Below are 17962 nucleotides of genomic sequence, written 5' to 3'. Positions count from 1 at the left end.
GGGGCCGCCCGCTGACTCTCCGTACGCCCTGGTCGGCCATTCCGGCACCGCCGGGCCGGATCCCGGGAGATCCTGCAAGGGGCCGGAGGACGGATGGCACGAGGAGCGGCGGTGGAGGCAGTCCGGAGCCGGACGGCGATGCTGCTGCTGCTCGCCGTGCTGCCGCCGGTCCTGGAGGAGGCGGTGCTGGTCGGCATCAACTTCCACGGCGCCCGGGGGCTGGCGCCCCAGGTGACCGCCGTCTGGCCGTACGACTCGTTCCACGACCTGCGCTGGCTGCTCGTCTACCACGACTCCTGGTGGAACTTCGGGCTCGGGCTCGTGGTGCTCACCGTCTTCCGCGGCCTGCTGACCGCCGGGCTGACCGCGCTGGCGTGGCCCGAGCGGGCGCCGCGTCCCTCGTTCGGCTGGCTGGTCCGGCGGAACCTGGAGGTGGCGGCGCTCGCCCTGGTCATCATCTCGCCGTGGGCCGCGATCTCGGTCGCCTTCTCGGCGGTCGCGCTCTCGCTCTACCTGTTCGCCTCGCTCGCCCCGATGCTGGTGCTCGCCCCGTTCCTCCAGCGCGCCGGGGTGGTCCGGAACTGGTGGCGCGGCCTGCCCACCATCGAGCTGCTCGGCTGGTCGGTGCTCAACTTCGTGGTGCTCACCGTGGCCGGCGCGGTCATCTCCAGCACGTCCGGCTGGTGGGGTGTCCCGGTGGCCGCACTGGCCGGCCTGGTCAACGGCCTGCTCTGGCAGCGCACCGTGTCGGCGGCCGTGCTGCCCGCCCGGATCCGACTGGCCCGGGCCCCGGTCGCGCCGGTGGCCATCGCCCTCACCATGGCCGCCGCGGTCGGTTCGCAGACGCTCGTCGGCCTGGCGACGGGACCGCCGGCGGAGTGGCGACCCCGGGTGCTCGCCGAGCGGCTGCCCGACCGGGTGCCGCACGCCGTGATCGCCATCGCCGGGCACGACTCGCAGTGGAACGGTCGCCTACCGGCCGACCCCCGCGTGGAGCGCTTCTCCTACGTGGGCCTCGACCGGCAGGGCCGGCCGCTGCCGTACGGGCCCGAGGCGACCCACCAGTCGCTGGACTCCAGCGCGGTGCTGCTCGCCGCTCAGGTCGACGAGCTGCACCGCCGGACCGGCCGGCCGATCGCCCTGCTCGGGTTCAGCGAGGGGGCGATGGTGGCGCGGACCTACCTGGACAAGTGGGCGCAGCCCCTGCCGGTGGAGGCGGTGCTGCTGTTCAGCCCGCTCATCCAGCCCGGCCGGGCCTACTACCCGCCGCCGGGTTACAGCGGCTGGGGCGTGGCCGCCGGCTGGGAGCTGCGCGGGATCTTCTGGCTGGCCAACCTGGGCCGGACGGTGAAGAGCCGGCCGGACGAGCCGTTCGTGCGGTCGGTGCTGGTCAACGCGCCGTTCTACCGCAACCGCACGCTCTGCCCGGTGGCCGGGGTCCGGATGATCGCCTTCCTGCCCACGGTCAGCGCGGCGGAGGCGCCGCCCGGCGAGTACAGCCGGATCCCGGTGTTCCAGATGCCCGCCCTGCACGGCGGGTTGATCGGCCAGCGGCTCGCTCAGGACCGGGTGGAGGACTTCCTCGCCGGCCGCCCGGTCGACCAGCCGCGCCGCGAGTACCGGCTGCTCCAGCGGCTGGGCGCGGCCTGGCAGGCACCACCGCTCGCGCTGGTTCTGAACCCGGTGTGGTCGGCGGACCGGGAGGGCGACCCCGCCTTCACCGGCCGGATCTGCGAGCCCCGCTGACCGGCGGCCTCACCCCGCCCGGCCGGTGGCCCGGCGGTGCCGGAGCAGGAGCCGGATCGCCGCCACGTCGAGGGCGGCCACCAGCACCAACCGGATCGGCGCGTACGGCAGCAGGAGCAGGTCCACGGCGAGCGCCGGCACGGCACAGCCGATCGCCACGGTGGCCGCGCCCCGCCGGCCGGTGATCGCCACCAGCCCGGCGAGCGCCACCGCGACCCCGGCCACCAGGTGCAGCCAGGACCAGGCGGTGACGTCGATCGGGTAGAGGCCTTCCTCGCCCAGCACGATGAACGACCCGGACCGGATCATCCCGTACGCGGCCAGCACGTCGCTCAGGCCGGTCGCGACCAGCAGCCCACCGGCGAGCGCCGGGCGGCGGGTCTGCTCCGGCGCCGTCCCGGTGGCCTGCGGAGCGCTCATTCCCCGAGGTTACGGCGCTGGCCACCGGCGGGTTCGCGAGACGCGGCAGCCCGACCGGGCGGGGCGCGGGGTCCGGCGCGCAGGGCGTCGAACCCGCGCCCCCGCCGTGTCGGGACGTGCCTCAGCTCCCGGCGAGCACCTCGCGCAGCCGGTCGGCGAAGGCCGGCGGGTCCTCGGCGAAGCCGAGGTGCCCGCCCGGGAACATCGTCGGCGCCGTGCCCAGCGGCGCGGCGAGCGCCCGCGAGGTCCGGTCGCAGACCTCGCCGGTCGACTGCTCGCCGAGTCCGACGACGACCCGGGCCGGTCCGTCGCGCAGGGCGTCGACGTCGGGCCGGAAACGGGTCGTCCCCCGGATCATGTGCAGGTACTGGAAGTGCTCGTCGGCCGCCGCCTGCGGGTCGGGCTCGCCGCCGAACATGCCCAGGACCACCTCCTCGGGCAGGTGGATGTTCGCGGCGGCGAGGAACTTGCGCCCGGCGCCGAGCCGGTCCCCGGCGCGGTAGGTGGCGATCATGTCGTCCTCGCTCGCCAGGAGTTCCGCCCGGTCCGGCAGCAGGCCGAGCAGCGGCGGTTCGTGCGCGACGACCGTGTGCACGTGCGCGGGAGCCGCCTGGGCCAGGGCGAGGACGGTCACCGCGCCGCCGCTGGACCCGAGCACGGCGGCCGGGCCCGCGTCCACGTGGGCGAGGAGCCGGGCGACGTCGTCGGCGCGCAGCTCGGGGGTCGAGTCCTGGTGCGGGTCGTGCAGGACGCTGCGGCGGATCCCGCGCGGGTCGGTGGTCAGCACGGTGTGTTCCGTGGCCAGCAGGTCGGCAAGGGGGGCGAAGGCGTCGGCGTCCATCGGGGCGGCGACCAGGGCCACGAGCGGGCCGCGCCCGCGTACCTCGTAGTACAGCCGCCCGTCCGGCACCGCCAGGGTGCCGGTGGTGACGGGTGCGGTCGACATGCTGCTCATCGGGTCCTCCGGAGTCGTGGTGGTGAGCCGTTCACCTTCCTGACCGCGCTGCTGCGGCAGAATCGTCGGTGTGAGCGTCAGTTCTCTGCCCGCCGCCGGATCCGCCGAGCGGCCGCCGGCCGACGAGGCGACCTTCACGGCGCTCGTCGCGCCGCTGCGCCGGGAGCTGCACGCTCACTGCTACCGGATGCTCGGCTCGGTCCACGACGCCGACGACGCCCTCCAGGACGCGCTGCTGCGGGCGTGGCGCGGGTTGCCGACCTTCGCGGGGCACGGTTCGCTGCGGTCGTGGCTCTACACCGTGGCGACGAGGGTCTGCCTCGACGCGATCGCCGGCCGCGCCCGGCGGGCCCTGCCGGTCGACCTCGGCCCAGCCAGCGACCGGGTCGTGACCGACAGCGGTCCGGTCCACGACGTCGCCTGGCTCGGCCCGTATCCGGACACCGGCCTCGCCGCCGGCCCCGCCGCCCCGGGCGCCCGCTACGAGCAGCGCGAGGCCGTCGAGCTGGCCTTCGTGGCCGCCGTGCAGTACCTGCCCGGCAACCAGCGGGCCGCGCTGCTGCTCTTCGACGTCCTCGGCTACTCGGCGGCGGAGATCGGGGCCATGCTGGGCACCTCGACCACGTCGGTGAACTCGGCCCTCGCGCGGGCCCGCCGGGTGCTCGCCGAGCGGGCTCCCGGCGCCAGCCAGCAGCGCACCCTGCGCATGCTCGACGACGCCCGGCTGCGGGAGGTCGTCACCGGCTACACCGCCGCCCTTGAGGACGGTGACGCGGACGCCCTGGTCGCCCTGCTCACCGAGGACGTCACGTGGTCCATGCCGCCCATGCCGCACTGGTACCGGGGTCTCGCGGCGGTGCGGGACTTCGCCCGGGCGGTGCCGCTCGGCGCCTGTGGCAGCTGGCGGCACGTGCCGACCGGCGCGAACGGGCAGCCCGCCGTCGCCAGCTACCTGCGCCGGGCCGGGACCGGCCCGTACCTCGCGTGGTCGGTCAACGTGCTGACGCTGCGGGAGGGCCGGATCGCCGGGATCACCTCGTTCGTGGACGCGGCGCACGTCACGGCCTTCGGGCTGCCGGACTCGCTGCCGCCGGCCCGCTGACTCCGCGGAGGCGTCGGCACGCCCGCTCCGCGCCGGCCGTGGGAGGCTGCCCGCGTACCCCTCTCGGTGCGGCCTCCGGTCAGGCGGCCGGTGCGGCGCCGGCGGGCGGCGATGCGCCGGGGTCGCGGGCGTAGCGCAGCATCAGCACGCCGTCGGCGGCGGCCAGCACGTGGCGCAGCGGCAGGTGCCGGGGCGCGCTGCCGGCCCCGGCGGTGATCCGGCCCGGGCCGGCCCCGGCGAGCAGCGGCGCGACGGTCAGGCACAGCTCGTCCACCAGGTCGGCCGCGGTGAGCGCGCCGAACAGTTGCGGGCCGCCCTCGCAGAGCAGCTGGTCGAGCCCGCGCCGGCGCAGCTCGGCCAGGCCGGCGGCCAGGTCGACCCGCTCCGCGCCGCAGCGCACGAGGTCGGCCACCTCGGTCAGCCCGGGTGGCGGCTCGGCGTGCGCGCGGGTGAGCACCAGCGGCCGGACCGGCGCGTCGGCGAAGCAGGCCTGGGCCGGGTCGAGGTCCAGCGAGCCGGAGACCACCACCAGGGTCGGATACTCGGCGAGGCCCTGCGCGCGGCGCCAGGCGCGGCGCGTCTCGCCGAGCCGGACCGCCCGGTAGCCCTCGTGCCGCAGCGTGCCGGCGGCCACCACGAGCCCGTCGCAGAGCATCCGCAGCAGGCCGAAGACGCGCTTGTCCGGCTCGCCGGAGAGCCCGGCCGAGTAGCCGTCCAGGGTGACCGCGCCGTCGGCGCTGGCCACGAAGTTCACCCGCAGGTGGGGGTGCGGGGCGCGACCGTAGAGCGCGGTCAGTTCCGGGTCGGTCAGCGGCCCGGTGACGGGCGCCGGCCAGATCCGTTCGATCGGGGTTCCGACGCTCATTCGCCGGCCGGACCGGTGACCGGAGGGGTCGGTTCGGGGGTACGGTGCTGGCAGTCGCACCACTTCCGACCAGGACAGTCGTCGTGCCGCCGCTCCCGGCACGCTCGGCAGATCATGTGGGCAGCCTATGCCGGGGAAGGATGGGACAGCATGTCGCGTCAGATCTTCCAACTGAAGATCTCCCTCGCCGGGGTCCGACCGCCGGTGTGGCGGCGGGTGCTGGTCCCCGGCGGCTACACCCTGGACCGGCTGCACCGGGTGGTCCAGCACGCGATGGGCTGGCGGGACTGCCACCTGCACTCGTTCGACATCGACGGCCGCCAGTACGGTGAGCCGGACCCGGACGGCGAGCTGGCGCTGCGCGACGAGCTGGACGTCCGGCTGGACGCGGTGGTGGGCAAGGGCGACCGGTTCCGCTACACCTACGACTTCGGGGACTGGTGGGAGCACGACCTGGTGGTCGAGGACGTGTGCACGGCCGACCCGGACGAGCGCTACCCGGCCTGCGTCGAGGGGGAGCGGGCCTGCCCGCCGGAGGACGTCGGCGGCCCGGCGGGGTACGCCGTCCTGCTGGCCGCGCTGGCCGACCCCGGGCACGCCGAGCACCGGATGATGCGGGAGTGGGCCGGTCCCGGTTTCGCGCCGGACTTCTTCGCGGCCGACCGGGCCACCACCCTGCTGCGTCGCTTCTGCTGACCGCGCCCGCGGCGGTGCTCCGGGGGCCGACGCGGTAACGATCTGGGAACGCTCCCACCGGTCTATTGACACTCCTGACACCTCCCGGCAATCTCATGGGAGCGCTCCCGGCGTGTCCCAAGCCACATCGCTCGTCGCGGCGCGTCCCAGAACCAAAGCCTCACCACGCGACCCGCCCGGCCGACGGGCGGGCGCGGTCAGAAACCACCACACGAACCACCCACCTGAGAGGGGTCAGGGATGAGCGTCATGAGGCGCCGGCTCCGAATTGCTGCGGCCGCCGTGCTCGCGGCGGGCGTTGCGCTCGGCAGCGCCGGGTGCAGCAAGAAGGACGACGAGGGGTCGACCGGCGAGGGCGGTCAGGTCAAGCTGGTCCTGCAGACCTTCCAGAACTTCGGCTACGACCAGGCCATCAAGGACTTCGAGGCGGCGCACCCGAACATCAAGGTCGAGCACCAGAAGATGGGCGAGCTGCGCGACTTCCAGCCGAAGCTGGTGCAGTGGCTCGCCGCCGGCAGCGGCGCGGGCGACGTGGTCGGTCTGGAGGAGGGCGTCCTGCTCGGGTACGTCCAGAACCCCGACAAGTTCGCCAACCTGCTCGACCTGGGCGCCGGTGAGCTGAAGGCCAACTTCCCCGAGTGGAAGTGGAACAACGCCATGACGCCGGACGGCAAGAAGCTGATCGGGCTCGGCACCGACGTCGGTGGCCTGGCCATGTGCTACCGCAAGGACCTGTTCCAGCAGGCCGGTCTGCCCACCGACCGGGACGAGGTCTCGAAGCGGATGAGCACCTGGCAGGACTACGTCGCGCTGGGCAAGCAGTTCAAGGCCAGCGGCAAGGTCAAGGCCGCCTGGCTGGACAGCGCGACCAGCCTCATGCAGCCGTACGTCATGCAGAACTCGGAGACCTTCTTCTTCGACAAGGACAACAAGTTCATCGGCGACACCAACCCGGTCATCCGGCAGACCTGGGACCTGGGCCTGCAGATGGCCAAGGACGGGCTGACCGCGAAGACGCAGCGGTGGAGCGCCGACTGGGACGGGGCTTTCAAGAACTCCGCGTTCGCCACCCTCCCCTGCCCGGCCTGGATGACCGAGGGCGTCATCGCCCCGAAGTCCGGCCCGGCGAACTCCGGCAAGTGGGACATCGCCACCATCCCCGGTGGCGGCGGCAACTGGGGTGGCTCCTACCTGGCCGTTCCGGCGCAGACCAAGCACCCGAAGGAGGCGTACGAGCTGGCCAAGTACCTGACCAGCAAGGAGGGCCACCTGGCGGCGTTCAAGGAGGCGGGCGCGATGCCGTCCGACATCGCCGGCCTCGACGACCCGGCGTTCAAGGACAAGACGAGCGAGTACTTCAGCGGCGCGCCCACCGGCAAGATCTTCGGGGAGAGCGTCAAGAACATGAAGCCGGTCTTCCTCGGCGCCAAGCACCAGCAGGTCTGGGAGACCATCTTCGAACCGCAGATGCAGGCGGCCGAGCGTGGCCGGCTCAGTTCGGACGCCGCCTGGAAGAAGGCGGTGGACGAGGCCAAGAAGGCGACCAGCTGAGTCGCCGGTGACCGGCCGAGCCCACGGGGATCCGCTGCCCGTGGGCTCGGCGGCGGCGCCCACACCCGCCCCACGGGTGTGGGCGCCGCGGTGAGGTCGCCGCCGTCCCACCTCCCGGAAGGACCTGCAATGAGTTCTACTGTCGGCGCGGTGCCACCACCGCCCGCCGCCTCGCCGCCCTCGTCAGCCCCGTTGCACCGCCGCCGGTCGTACCGGCTCGGCCGCTGGGACCTCAAGTACTCCCCGTACCTGTACGTCGCCCCGTTCTTCGTTCTCTTCGGGGTCTTCGGCCTCTTCCCGGTCCTCTACACGGTCTACGTCTCGCTCTTCGACTACGAGCTGCTGAGCGGGACCAAGGAGTTCGCGGGGCTGGAGAACTACCGCGTCCTGATGCAGGACGCCCAGTTCTGGAACGCGGCCTACAACACCCTCGGCATCTTCGTGCTCAGCACCGTGCCGCAGCTCATCGTGGCGCTGATGCTCGCCAACCTGCTGAACCGGCAGATGAAGGCACGCACGCTGCTGCGGATGGGTGTGGTCATTCCCAACATCACCTCGGTGGCCGCGGTCGGCATCATCTTCGCGCTGATCTTCGCGGACCGGTACGGCCTCATCAACTGGTTGCTCGGCACGGTGGGATTCGACCCCATCGCCTGGCGGGACAACCGCTTCGCCTCCTGGTTCGCCATCGCCTTCATGGTCGACTGGCGGTGGACCGGCTACAACGCGCTGATCTACCTCGGTGCCATGCAGGCCATCCCGAAGGACCTGTACGAGTCGGCGTCGCTGGACGGGGCCTCGACCTGGCGGCAGTTCTGGACGATCACCGTGCCGCTGATCCGGCCGACGATCCTCTTCACGGTCATCATCTCCACCATCGGTGGCTTCCAGATCTTCACCGAGCCCCTGATGTACGGCAACGGGCTGGTCCGCGGCGGGGTGGACCACCAGTTCCAGACCCTGGCCATGTACATCTACGAGAAGACCTTCACCGGGAACTCCGAGTACGGGTACGGCTCCGCGATGTCCTGGCTGCTCTTCATGATGATCATCATCTTCGCGCTGATCAACTTCGTGCTGGTACGCCGGTCGGTGAAGGGGGACAAGAAGTGACCACCACGCAGACCCTTCCCCGCTCGGTCGCCGCGCCTCCGGTGCCGCCCCGCCGCCGCGGTCGGCTGCCCGGCGCCCAGCTCTGGCAGGCCAGCCCGCTGACCTACCTCGCGCTCATCCTCGGCGGCGTCCTGTCGGTCTTTCCGATCATCTGGTCGTTCATCATCGCCTCGCGGGACAACAGCGCGGTCTACGAGATGCCGCCGACCCCCGGCGACCAGCTGTTCACCAACATCGACCGGATGCTCGCCAACGAGGACGCCGCGTTCGTCTACGGTCTGGTCAACTCGGCCGTCGTGTCGACCGTCGTCACCATCTCGGTGATCTTCTTCTCCAGCCTGGCCGGATTCGCCTTCGCCAAGCTCAAGTTCCGGGGCAGCAACGCGCTGCTGCTGATCATCATCATGACCATGATGGTGCCGACCCAGCTCGGTGTCATCCCGCTCTACCTGATGATGGTGGAACTCGGCTGGACGGGGACCCTGCAGGCGGTCATCGTGCCGTTCCTGGTGCAGGGCTTCGGCGTGTTCATGATGCGGCAGTACGCGATGTCCGCGATCAGCGACGAGCTGATCGAGGCGGCCCGGCTCGACGGCTGCTCCACCTGGCGGATCTACTGGAACGTGGTGCTGCCCGCGCTGCGCCCGGCGGCCGCGGTGCTCGGCCTGCTGACCTTCATGCAGACCTGGAACGAGTTCCTCTGGCCGTTCATCGTGCTCACCCCGGACACCCCGACGGTGCAGTACTCCCTGAAGATCCTCTCGTCCGGGCTGTACCAGACGGATTACGTGGCACTCTTCGCTGGCACCGCGCTGGCGACCCTGCCACTGTTGATCGTGTTCATCATCTTCGGCCGCCAGATCATCGGCGGAATCATGGAAGGCGCCGTCAAGTCGTGAGCAACCCAGCCCGCCCGCCCGCCGTCGGAGTCCTCGACCAGGGCGCGGCAGCCACCTTCCCGCCCGGCTTCCTCTGGGGCGCGGCGACCGCCGCGTACCAGATCGAGGGCGCGGCGACCGAGGGCGGCCGCACCCCGTCGATCTGGGACACCTTCAGCCACACCCAGGGGCGGACGGTGGCCGGCCACACCGGCGACGTGGCCTGCGACCACTACCACCGGATGCCCGACGACGTGCGGCTGATGGCCGAGCTGGGGCTGAGGTCCTACCGCTTCTCCGTCTCCTGGCCCCGGGTGCAGCCCGGTGGGGCCGGAGCGGTCAACCCGGAGGGGATGGACTTCTACCAGCGGCTGGTGGACGAGCTGCTGGGTCACGGCATCGAGCCCTGGCTGACCCTCTACCACTGGGACCTGCCGCAGCCGCTGGAGGACGCGGGCGGCTGGCCGGCCCGGGACACGGCCGCCCGGTTCGCCGACTACGCCCAGCTGGTCGCCGACGCCCTCGGCGACCGGGTGAAGTACTTCACCACCTTCAACGAGCCGTGGTGCTCGGCCTTCCTCGGCTACGGCTCCGGCGTGCACGCGCCCGGGCGGTCGGACGGGGCCGACGCCGTCCGGGCCGGGCACCACCTCATGCTCGGGCACGGGCTGGCCGTGCAGGCGCTGCGGGCGTCCCGCCCGGACGCGCAGCTCGGTATCACGGTCAACCTCTACCCGGTCACCCCGGCCACCGACTCGCCGGCGGACGCCGACGCCGCCCGCCGGATCGACGCGCTGGCCAACCGGTTCTTCCTCGACCCGGTGCTGCGCGGGGCGTACCCGGCGGACCTCGCCGCCGACCTGCGTGAGGTCACCGACTTCGGGCACGTCCGGGACGGTGACCTGGCCGTCATCTCGACCCCGCTGGACATGGTGGGCGTCAACTACTACAGCCGGTACGTGGTCGCCGCGCCGGCGGAGACCGGGGCGGCGGAGGCGTACTGGCGGGCGCCCTCGTGCTGGCCGGGCAGCCCGGACGTCCGGTTCGTCACGCGGGGGGTCCCGGTGACCGACATGGGCTGGGAGATCGACGCCCCCGGCCTGGTGGAGACGCTGGAGCGGGTCCACCGCGACTACACGGACCTGCCGCTCTACGTCACCGAGAACGGCTCCGCGTTCGTCGACGCGGTGGCCGACGGCCAGGTCGACGACCCGGACCGGCTGGCGTACTTCGACGCGCACCTGCGCGCCGCGCACGCCGCGATCAGCGCCGGGGTGCCGCTCAAGGGCTACTTCGCCTGGTCGCTCATGGACAACTTCGAGTGGGCGTGGGGCTACACGAAGCGCTTCGGCATGGTCTACGTCGACTACGACAGCCAGGCCCGGATCCCGAAGTCCAGCGCGCGGTGGTACGCCGATGTGATCCGACGAAACGGCCTGGCCGCACAATAGGCTGGGCCAGCCAGTGACGGGCGGCCCGGCGCCGGCGCCTCAACAGGTGCCGGGCCCGCCCGATGTCGGAGGAGCACAGACGATGACAACGCAGCGCACGCGGTCGCTCGGGCGCCCGACCCTCGACGCGGTCGCGGCCCGCGCCGGCGTGGGGCGCGGCACGGTCTCCCGCGTGGTCAACGGGTCGCCGCAGGTCAGCCCGGAGGCCCGGGCCGCCGTCCAGGCGGCCATCGCCGAGCTGGGGTACGTGCCCAACCGGGCGGCCCGGGCGCTGGTCACCCAGCGGACCGACTCGGTGGCGCTGGTGGTCTCCGAGTCGGGGGAGCGCGTCTTCACCGAGCCGTTCTTCGCCGGCATCGTCCGGGGCGTCAGCTCCGCGCTGCTGGAGACCCCGATGCAGCTCTGGCTGGCCATGGCCCAGTCGCAGATCGAGCGGGAACGGGTCGAGCACCACCTCACCAACCAGCACGTCGACGGCGTGCTGCTGCTCTCGCTGCACGACGCGGACCCGCTGCCCACCCTGCTGGAGGAGCGCGGCCTGCCCACCGTGCTCGGCGGGCGGCCGGCCCGGATGCTGCACCCGAACGCCCAGCCGGCCTGGTTCGTCGACGTGGACAACGTCGGCGGCGCCCGGCAGGCCGTGGAGCACCTCTTCGCCCAGGGCCGGCGCCGGGTCGCCACCATCGCCGGCACCCAGGACATGGGCGCCGGCCTGGCCCGGCTGACCGGCTACAAGGAGGCGGTCCGGGCCGCGGGTGCCGACCTCAACCCGGACCTCATCGCGTACGGGGACTTCAGCGAGGGCAGCGGCACCGCCTGCATGCGCCGGCTGCTGGAGGTCTGCCCGGACCTCGACGCCGTGTTCGTGGCCTCCGACCTGATGGCCTTCGGCGCGCTCCGGGCGCTGCGCGAGGCGGGCCGCCGGGTGCCCGAGGACGTGGCGGTGGTCGGCTTCGACGACGCCCCGATCGCCCGGCAGGCCGAGCCGCCGCTGACCACGGTCTTCCAGCCGGTCGAGGAGATGGGCCGGCAGATGGCCCGGCTGCTGGTCTCCCGGATCCGCGGTGAGGAGCTGCCCAGCCCGCACGTGCTGCTGGACACCAGGCTCATCCACCGCGCCTCCGCCTGAGGCGCTCAGGACCAGCGGCGCAGTTCCCGTTTCGCCAGGGACGCCCGGTGCACCTCGTCGGGGCCGTCGGCCAGGCGGAGGGTGCGGGCCTGCGCCCAGAGGGCCGCGAGCGGGGTGTCCTGGCTGACGCCGGCCCCGCCGTGCCCCTGGATGGCCTTGTCGATCACCCACTCGGCCATCGCCGGGGTGGCGATCTTGATGGCCTGGATCTCGGTGTGCGCGCCCTTGTTGCCGACCGTGTCCATGAGCCAGGCGGTCTTGAGCACCAACAGCCGGGCCTGCTCGATGCGCACCCGGGACTCGGCGATCCACTCCCGGACCACGCCCTGCTCGGCCAGCGGGCGGCCGAAAGCCACCCGGGTCAGGGCCCGCCGGCAGAGCAGCTCCAGGGCCCGCTCGGCCATGCCGATCAGGCGCATGCAGTGGTGGATCCGCCCCGGCCCGAGCCGGGCCTGGGCGATGGCGAAGCCGCTGCCCTCGGCGCCGACCAGGTTCTCCGCCGGCACCCGCACGTCGGTGAAGTCGATCTCGGCGTGCCCGCCGTGCGGGGCGTCGCTGTAGCCGAACACCGTCATCCCGCGGCGCACCGTCACGCCCGGGGTGTCCCGGGGGACCAGGATCATGCTCTGCTGGCGGTGCCGGTCGGAGCCCGGGTCGGTCCTGCCCATCACGATGAAGATCTCGCAGCGCGGGTCCATGGCACCGGACGACCACCACTTGCGGCCGTTGACCACGTACGCGTCGCCGTCCCGGACGATGCGGGTGGCGATGTTGGTGGCGTCGGAGGAGGCCACCTCCGGCTCGGTCATGCAGAACGCCGACCGGATCTCGCCGGTTAGCAGCGGCGTGAGCCAGCGGTCCCGCTGCGCGTCGGAGCCGAACTCGGCCAGCAGCTCCATGTTGCCGGTGTCCGGGGCGGCGCAGTTCAGCGCCTCCGGGGCCAGGTGCGGGCTGCGCCCGGTCAGCTCGGCCAGCGGGGCGTACTGGAGGTTGGTGAGCCCGGCGCCGTAGCGCGGGTCGGGCAGGAAGAGGTTCCACAGGCCGCGGGCGCGGGCCTCGGCCTTCAGCTCGTCCAGCACGGGCGGGCGGGCCCACGGGTCGCCGGCCGCGAGCACCTGCTCGTGGTGCACCGGCTCGGCCGGGTGGACGCACTCGGTGAGGAACGCCTCGAGCTTCTCGCGCAGCTCGACCGTCCGGGCGTCGTACGCGAAGTCCATCAGTTTCCCTTGACGGCGCGCAGGCCGTGCTCGACCAGCGGCGCCACCATCTCGCCGATCCGGTCGAACCCGCCACCGAGCGTCTGACCGAGGGTGTGCCGGTAGTGGATGCCCTCGCAGATCACCGCGAGCTTGAAACAGCCGAGCGCCACGTGCCAGTGCAGCGGCCCGACGTCGACGTCGCTGCGGCCGGCGTACCGGTCGATCAGCTCGGCGCCGGTGGGGAAGCCGGCCCGCGGGCCGATGCCGTCGGCGACCGGGTTCCCCTCGGCGCTGTCGCTGTCGCCCAGCACGTCCCAGTAGGTGAGCAGCAGCCCCAGGTCGGCGAGGGGGTCGCCCAGGGTGGCCATCTCCCAGTCGAGCACCGCCCGCACCGCCACCGGCTCGACCGCGGCGAGCAGGTTGTCCAGCCGGTAGTCGCCGTGCACGATCCGCCCGGCGTTGGCGCCCTCCGGGACGCTGCCGGCGAGCGCGTCACGCAGCTCGTCGATGCCGGGCAGCGGGCGGCTGCGGGAGCGGTCGAGCTGGCCGGCCCAGCGGCGGACCTGCCGGGCCAGGTAGCCGTCGGGACGGCCGAAGTCGGCCAGCCCGACGGCGGCCGGCTCGACCATGTGCAGCCCGGCGAGGGTGTCCATCATCGCCATGGCCAGGTCGCGCCGCTGGCCGGCGGTGAGCGCGTCGGTCTGTTCCCGCCGCCGGTAGACCTCGCCGTCGACCCTCTCCATGAGGTAGAACGGCGCGCCGAGCACGTCGGCGTCGGCGCAGAGCAGCAGCGCCTCGGGGACCGGCACCGCGGTGGGGGCCAGCGCGGAGATCACCCGGAACTCCCGGGTCATGTCGTGCGCGGTGGCCAGCACGTGCCCGAGCGGCGGCCGGCGCAGCACCACCTCGCGGTCGCCGGCGCGCAGCAGGTAGGTGAGGTTGGACTTGCCCCCGGCGATCAGCCGGGCGGAGAGCGGCCCGGCCAGCTCCGGCCGGTGCACGGCCAGGTACGCGGCCAGCCGGTCGAGGTCGAGCCCCCGTGGGGCCGAACCGGTCGGGGTCTGGGGTGCGTCGACGGCCGGATCGGTCATCCGGTTAGTTGATGGCAGCTCAGCTTTGTTGTCAAGGTGGGATGTTCCCGGCGGGACATGCCGCTGCAACGGGGGCGAAATGGTCAACCGGCAGGCTGGGCCCAGCCTGCCGGCCGCGACGGCCGGCCCGCCGAGCGGAGGGACCAGACATGCTGCTGAGAGTGCGGGTGACCCTGCCGGACCGGCCGGGCACGCTCGGCCAGGTGGCCCGGACGCTCGGCGTCTCCGGCGCCGACATCGTCCAGGTGGTGGTGCTGGAACGGCTCGGCGGCCGGGCGGTGGACGACTTCACCGTGGTCTGGCCGGGTGCGGCGCGGGTGGAGCGCCTGCTCGCCGGCCTGGCCGCGATCCCGGGCGTCCGGGTGGACGGGGTGTGGCGGGCGATCGGCGCGCCCACCACCACGGGCCAGGACGCCGAACTGCTCGCCCAGATCGCGGCGAACCCGGCCGACGGGGTCGCCACGCTGGTCGACGCGGTGCCCGGGCTGCTCGCCGCGGACTGGGCGGTGGCCGCGGTCGTACCGCTGGACTGGGCCGCGCGCGGCGGCGGCGCCGGCGGGGCGACGGTCGGCCACGCGAGCTGGCGCGCCCCGGTCCCGCCCCGGCTCCCGGAGGTGACCCCGCTGCGCGCCCGGTCGCTGACCACGCCCGACGGCCACCACTACGCGGTCGCGCCGTTCGGCCGGGCCGGCCTGGTGCTCGTGGTGGCGCGCGACCGCAGCGAGCCGCTCGCCGCGGCCGCGTTCCACTCGACCGAGGTGGACCGGCTCGCCCAGCTGGTCCGGGCGAGCGCGGTGATCCTCGGCGACCGGCTGGACCTGGTCGGCGCCCCGCCCGTGACCACCATCACCTGACCGGTCCCGCCGTTTCACCCGTGGGCAACGGGGGCGCAACAGGCACCCGGCAGGGTCGGTGGTGAGGAAGGGAGCGAACCATGGCGCTGTGGCGGATCCGTGCCACCGTGGACGACCGGCCGGGCTACCTGTCGGTGCTCACGGCGAGCCTCGCGTTGCGTGGGGTCAACATCCTCACCGTGCAGGTCCACACCACCGAGCTGGGCGCGGTCGACGACTTCCTGGTCGACGCGCCCGACCGGCTCACCGAGGCCGACCTGCGGGCGGCCGTCGAACGGGGGCGGGGCCGGAACTGCTGGGTCGCGCGCAGCGAGGCGCGCGGTCTGGCCGACCAGCCCACCCGGGTGCTCGGCCTGGCCGGCCGGCTGGTCCGGGACCCGGACGCGGCCGGCGAGACACTGCGCGTGCTGCTCGGCGCGGACGCGGTGACCTGGCGGCCGACACCGGCCGCCCAGCCCGGCGGGGTCGACGACACCACGATGCTGCTGGCCGATCCGACCGGCGGCTCGTACGAGCTGCGCCGGCGGGAGCCGAGCTTCACCCCGGCCGAGTACGCCCGCGCCCAGGCCCTGGTCGAGCTGGCCGCCACGGTGGCCCGCCGGGACGTCGACCGGGTCACCCTGGTGCTGCCGGACACGGCCGAGGTGCCCGTGCGGCCGGCCACCGCCGACGACCTGCCGGGCGTGCTGGAGCTGCACACGGGGTGCTCGGACCGGAGCCTGCGGCGGCGCTACCTGAGCGGGGCGGGGCACCCGGCGCCGGCCCGGCTGCGGCGGCTGCTCGAACCGGCCCGGGGGCTGACCCTGCTCGCCTCGACCGGCGGGTCCGCCGGGCCCGTGGTGGCGATGGCCAACCTGCTGGGCGAGGGGGACGAGGCCGAGGCGGCGCTGCTGGTGCGGGACGACTGGCAGCGCCGTGGCCTCGGCTCGGCCCTGCTGCGGCGCCTGCTCGGGCACGCCGACCGGGCCGGCTACGCGGCCGTGCTGCTGCACGTGCAGGCCGAGAACACCCCGATGCTGCGCACCGTACGCGGGTTGGACCGGCCCACGTCGGTGGAGCGGGACGGCGCCGTGGTGACCGTGACGGTGCCGCTGGCCTCCCGCCCGGCCGTGCCGCCCCGGCCGGCCGACGTGACCGTGCGGGCGCGGCGGTCGTCCTGACTCCACGGTGAAACGGCAGGGCCCCCGGTGCGGGGGCCCTGCCCGCCCCGGTCAGGTCGCCGGGTAGCTGCTGTAGTCCGGGAAGTTGCCGTAGAGCCGGCCGTCGCCGCCCACGGTGACCGCCTGCACCAGCAGGTCGCCGCCGACGAACGCGCCCTTCCAGGACGCGCCCCGGCCGCCGAACGGCTCCTCCCGGTCGCCCCGGGAGCGGGGCTTGTTGATGCCCACCTTGAACGCCTGGAGGTCGACCGCCAGCTTGCCGGCCAGCTCCTCGTCGTCGCAGGCCAGGGAGGCGACCAGGGCGCCGTTGGAGGCGTTCATCTGGGCCAGCAGCTCGTCGGTGGTGTCCACCACGACGATGGTGTCCACCGGGCCGAACGGCTCGGCGTGCATGAGCCGGGACCGCCCGGGCGGGGCCAGCAGCACCGCGGGCGCCACGTACGCGGAGGTGTCCTGCCCGTCGAGGAAGGGCGCGCCGTCGAGCTTGCCCCGGTGCAGCGGCACCGCCCCGCCGCGGACCGCCTCGTCGACCTTGCGGCGCAGCTCCTCGGCCTTGGCCGCGCTGATCAGCGGGCCGAAGTCCAGCTCGGGCAGCGGGTCACCGGCCGACCAGTCGTCCGCCACGGCCAGCGGGTGTCCGAACCGGACGGAGCGCACCACCGGCAGGTACATGTCGAGGAACTCGTCGACCAGGTCGCGCTGCACCACGAACCGCGGGTACGCGGTGCACCGCTGCTTGCCGTACTCGAAGCCCTTCTTCAGATGCGCGGCGAGCAGGTCCCACTGGGAGAAGTTCCAGATGCCCCAGGCGTTGAGCCCCTCCTGCTCGATGAAGTGCCGCTTGTCGGAGTCGAGCAGCGCCGCGGCCACCTTGCCGCCGTTGGAGCGCCCGCCCACGAACGCCACCGCACCGATCTCCGGTGCGCGCACCAGCACCTCGGAGAGTTCCTCGCCGCTGCCGGAGAGCAGGGTCGCGGGCAGCCCGGCGCGGCGCATCAGCGCGTGCGCCACGGTGAGGCAGACCGCCCCGCCCTGGGACGGGGTCTTGGCGATCACCGCGTTGCCGGCGAGCAACTGCACCAGCTCGGCGTGCACGAGCACGCTCATCGGGTAGTTCCACGAGGCGATGTTGCTGACCGGGCCCGGCAGCGGCTCGCGGCCGTCGGCGAGCATCCGGTCGATCTCCTGCACGTACCAGCGCACGCCGTCCAGCGCGCGGTCGACGTCGGCGCAGGCCAGCCGCCACGGCTTGCCGATCTCCCAGACCAGCAGCAGGGCGAGCAGGTCCCGGTGGGCGGTCAGCGCGTCCAGGGCGTCGTCGACCCGGGCCTTGCGCTCGGCGAGCGGGGTCTGCGCCCACTCCCGGTGCGCGGTGGCGGCGTGCGCGACCGCGGCGCGTGCCGCCTCGGCGTCGAGCCGGGCCAGATTGACCAGCACGGTGTTGTCGACCGGGGTGTGTACCGGGGTAGGCGAGCCGACCGCCCGCCACCCGCCCTCGACCAGGTTGTGCAGGGTGGCGATGCCGTCGGGCGCGGTGCCGAAGGCCTCCGGGGTGGCGGCCACCGCGCGGGCGAGGGTGTCGGACCAGGAGGTGCCGTCGGCGAGTCTGAGAGCCATCGCGATCTCCTCAGGGTTGTCCGGGGGAGCGGCGGCGTCGATGGCACCGCTGGTGTCGCGTACTGTCCCGCGCGGCCGAGCGGGCGGGCAACCGTACGCTCGTATGCCAGGACGCCCGTCCCGCCACCGCGACAC

At 73.6% G+C, this 17962-nt stretch carries 16 protein-coding genes; 10 read left to right on the top strand and 6 right to left on the bottom strand.

Features of this window, described 5'->3' with window-relative positions:
* Nucleotides 1–93: 93 nt before the first annotated feature.
* Entirely contained in the window at nucleotides 94–1746 is a 1653-nt protein-coding gene (locus GA0070214_RS26945; protein WP_377462438.1) for a lipase family protein, read from the top strand.
* A 9-nt stretch (nucleotides 1747–1755) separates the two neighbouring features.
* Here the strand turns inward: GA0070214_RS26945 and GA0070214_RS26940 are convergent, their stop codons facing one another.
* Both GA0070214_RS26940 and GA0070214_RS26935 read right to left on the bottom strand, forming a co-directional pair.
* Nucleotides 1756–2166 carry a DUF7144 family membrane protein gene (locus tag GA0070214_RS26940; protein ID WP_091269314.1) on the bottom strand — a complete coding sequence of 137 codons (411 nt, stop codon included), beginning with the start codon at nucleotides 2164–2166 and terminating at the stop codon, nucleotides 1756–1758.
* Nucleotides 2167–2287: 121 nt separating this feature from the next.
* Nucleotides 2288–3121: an alpha/beta fold hydrolase gene (locus GA0070214_RS26935; protein WP_091269313.1), complete on the bottom strand. Its 834-nt coding sequence runs from the start codon at nucleotides 3119–3121 to the stop codon at nucleotides 2288–2290.
* A 70-nt stretch (nucleotides 3122–3191) separates the two neighbouring features.
* Between GA0070214_RS26935 and GA0070214_RS26930 the strand changes: the two genes are divergently transcribed.
* Nucleotides 3192–4223: a sigma-70 family RNA polymerase sigma factor gene (locus tag GA0070214_RS26930; RefSeq protein WP_244167870.1), complete on the top strand. Its 1032-nt coding sequence runs from the start codon at nucleotides 3192–3194 to the stop codon at nucleotides 4221–4223.
* 79 nt (nucleotides 4224–4302) lie between these two features.
* On the opposite strand, the gene GA0070214_RS26925 is transcribed toward GA0070214_RS26930, so the two are convergent.
* Nucleotides 4303–5088, bottom strand: coding sequence for a pyrimidine reductase family protein (locus tag GA0070214_RS26925; protein WP_091269311.1), 786 nt, complete (start codon nucleotides 5086–5088; stop codon nucleotides 4303–4305).
* Nucleotides 5089–5238: 150 nt separating this feature from the next.
* On the opposite strand from GA0070214_RS26925, the gene GA0070214_RS26920 reads away from it, so the two are divergent.
* The 6 genes from GA0070214_RS26920 to GA0070214_RS26895 all read left to right on the top strand — a co-directional run bounded on the left by GA0070214_RS26920 (nucleotide 5239) and on the right by GA0070214_RS26895 (nucleotide 11906).
* Nucleotides 5239–5784, top strand: a complete 546-nt coding sequence (locus GA0070214_RS26920; RefSeq protein WP_091269310.1) for a plasmid pRiA4b ORF-3 family protein — start codon at nucleotides 5239–5241, stop codon at nucleotides 5782–5784.
* 240 nt (nucleotides 5785–6024) lie between these two features.
* Entirely contained in the window at nucleotides 6025–7335 is a 1311-nt protein-coding gene (locus GA0070214_RS26915; protein WP_091269309.1) for an extracellular solute-binding protein, read from the top strand.
* A gap of 129 nt (nucleotides 7336–7464) precedes the next feature.
* A complete protein-coding gene (locus GA0070214_RS26910) occupies nucleotides 7465–8448 on the top strand; it encodes a carbohydrate ABC transporter permease (RefSeq protein WP_091269308.1) in 984 nt (327 codons plus the stop codon).
* A gap of 41 nt (nucleotides 8449–8489) precedes the next feature.
* Nucleotides 8490–9347, top strand: a complete 858-nt coding sequence (locus GA0070214_RS26905; protein WP_244167874.1) for a carbohydrate ABC transporter permease — start codon at nucleotides 8490–8492, stop codon at nucleotides 9345–9347.
* Nucleotides 9344–10777, top strand: a complete 1434-nt coding sequence (locus GA0070214_RS26900) for a GH1 family beta-glucosidase (RefSeq protein WP_091269306.1) — start codon at nucleotides 9344–9346, stop codon at nucleotides 10775–10777. Before GA0070214_RS26905 ends, GA0070214_RS26900 begins: the two co-directional genes overlap by 4 nt.
* Nucleotides 10778–10859: 82 nt before the next feature.
* Nucleotides 10860–11906, top strand: a complete 1047-nt coding sequence (locus GA0070214_RS26895; protein ID WP_091269305.1) for a LacI family DNA-binding transcriptional regulator — start codon at nucleotides 10860–10862, stop codon at nucleotides 11904–11906.
* Nucleotides 11907–11911: 5 nt separating this feature from the next.
* Here GA0070214_RS26895 and GA0070214_RS26890 read toward each other — a convergent pair whose 3' ends face one another.
* Together GA0070214_RS26890 and GA0070214_RS26885 are read right to left on the bottom strand one after the other, a co-directional pair.
* Entirely contained in the window at nucleotides 11912–13123 is a 1212-nt protein-coding gene (locus GA0070214_RS26890; protein WP_091269304.1) for an acyl-CoA dehydrogenase family protein, read from the bottom strand.
* Nucleotides 13123–14196: a phosphotransferase family protein gene (locus GA0070214_RS26885; RefSeq protein ID WP_091269303.1), complete on the bottom strand. Its 1074-nt coding sequence runs from the start codon at nucleotides 14194–14196 to the stop codon at nucleotides 13123–13125. Before GA0070214_RS26885 ends, GA0070214_RS26890 begins: the two co-directional genes overlap by 1 nt.
* 149 nt (nucleotides 14197–14345) lie before the next feature.
* On the opposite strand from GA0070214_RS26885, the gene GA0070214_RS26880 reads away from it, so the two are divergent.
* Both GA0070214_RS26880 and GA0070214_RS26875 read left to right on the top strand, forming a co-directional pair.
* Complete coding sequence (locus GA0070214_RS26880) at nucleotides 14346–15050, top strand: ACT domain-containing protein (protein WP_091269302.1); 705 nt, start codon at nucleotides 14346–14348, stop codon at nucleotides 15048–15050.
* An 80-nt stretch (nucleotides 15051–15130) separates the two neighbouring features.
* A complete protein-coding gene (locus GA0070214_RS26875; protein WP_091269301.1) occupies nucleotides 15131–16210 on the top strand; it encodes a GNAT family N-acetyltransferase in 1080 nt (359 codons plus the stop codon).
* A 51-nt stretch (nucleotides 16211–16261) separates the two neighbouring features.
* Here GA0070214_RS26875 and GA0070214_RS26870 read toward each other — a convergent pair whose 3' ends face one another.
* Complete coding sequence (locus GA0070214_RS26870; RefSeq protein WP_091269300.1) at nucleotides 16262–17827, bottom strand: aldehyde dehydrogenase family protein; 1566 nt, start codon at nucleotides 17825–17827, stop codon at nucleotides 16262–16264.
* Between the last annotated feature and the right edge of the window lie 135 nt (nucleotides 17828–17962).

Origin of the sequence: Micromonospora chaiyaphumensis (assembly GCF_900091435.1) — a bacterium.
Lineage (GTDB): Bacteria > Actinomycetota > Actinomycetes > Mycobacteriales > Micromonosporaceae > Micromonospora > Micromonospora chaiyaphumensis.
The sequence above is the reverse complement of the archived record's forward strand: the minus strand, read 5'-3'. Positions and strand labels throughout refer to the sequence as shown.

Excerpts from the sequence above, each read along its gene's own strand:
- GA0070214_RS26945 (WP_377462438.1), top strand. The coding sequence starts at position 94 with ATGGCACGAGGAGCGGCGGTGGAGGCAGTCCGGAGCCGGACGGCGATG.
- GA0070214_RS26940 (WP_091269314.1), bottom strand. The coding sequence starts at position 2,166 with ATGAGCGCTCCGCAGGCCACCGGGACGGCGCCGGAGCAGACCCGCCGC.
- GA0070214_RS26935 (WP_091269313.1), bottom strand. The coding sequence starts at position 3,121 with ATGAGCAGCATGTCGACCGCACCCGTCACCACCGGCACCCTGGCGGTG.
- GA0070214_RS26925 (WP_091269311.1), bottom strand. The coding sequence starts at position 5,088 with ATGAGCGTCGGAACCCCGATCGAACGGATCTGGCCGGCGCCCGTCACC.
- GA0070214_RS26920 (WP_091269310.1), top strand. The coding sequence starts at position 5,239 with ATGTCGCGTCAGATCTTCCAACTGAAGATCTCCCTCGCCGGGGTCCGA.
- GA0070214_RS26915 (WP_091269309.1), top strand. The coding sequence starts at position 6,025 with ATGAGCGTCATGAGGCGCCGGCTCCGAATTGCTGCGGCCGCCGTGCTC.
- GA0070214_RS26910 (WP_091269308.1), top strand. The coding sequence starts at position 7,465 with ATGAGTTCTACTGTCGGCGCGGTGCCACCACCGCCCGCCGCCTCGCCG.
- GA0070214_RS26895 (WP_091269305.1), top strand. The coding sequence starts at position 10,860 with ATGACAACGCAGCGCACGCGGTCGCTCGGGCGCCCGACCCTCGACGCG.
- GA0070214_RS26890 (WP_091269304.1), bottom strand. The coding sequence starts at position 13,123 with ATGGACTTCGCGTACGACGCCCGGACGGTCGAGCTGCGCGAGAAGCTC.
- GA0070214_RS26885 (WP_091269303.1), bottom strand. The coding sequence starts at position 14,196 with ATGACCGATCCGGCCGTCGACGCACCCCAGACCCCGACCGGTTCGGCC.
- GA0070214_RS26880 (WP_091269302.1), top strand. The coding sequence starts at position 14,346 with ATGCTGCTGAGAGTGCGGGTGACCCTGCCGGACCGGCCGGGCACGCTC.
- GA0070214_RS26875 (WP_091269301.1), top strand. The coding sequence starts at position 15,131 with ATGGCGCTGTGGCGGATCCGTGCCACCGTGGACGACCGGCCGGGCTAC.
- GA0070214_RS26870 (WP_091269300.1), bottom strand. The coding sequence starts at position 17,827 with ATGGCTCTCAGACTCGCCGACGGCACCTCCTGGTCCGACACCCTCGCC.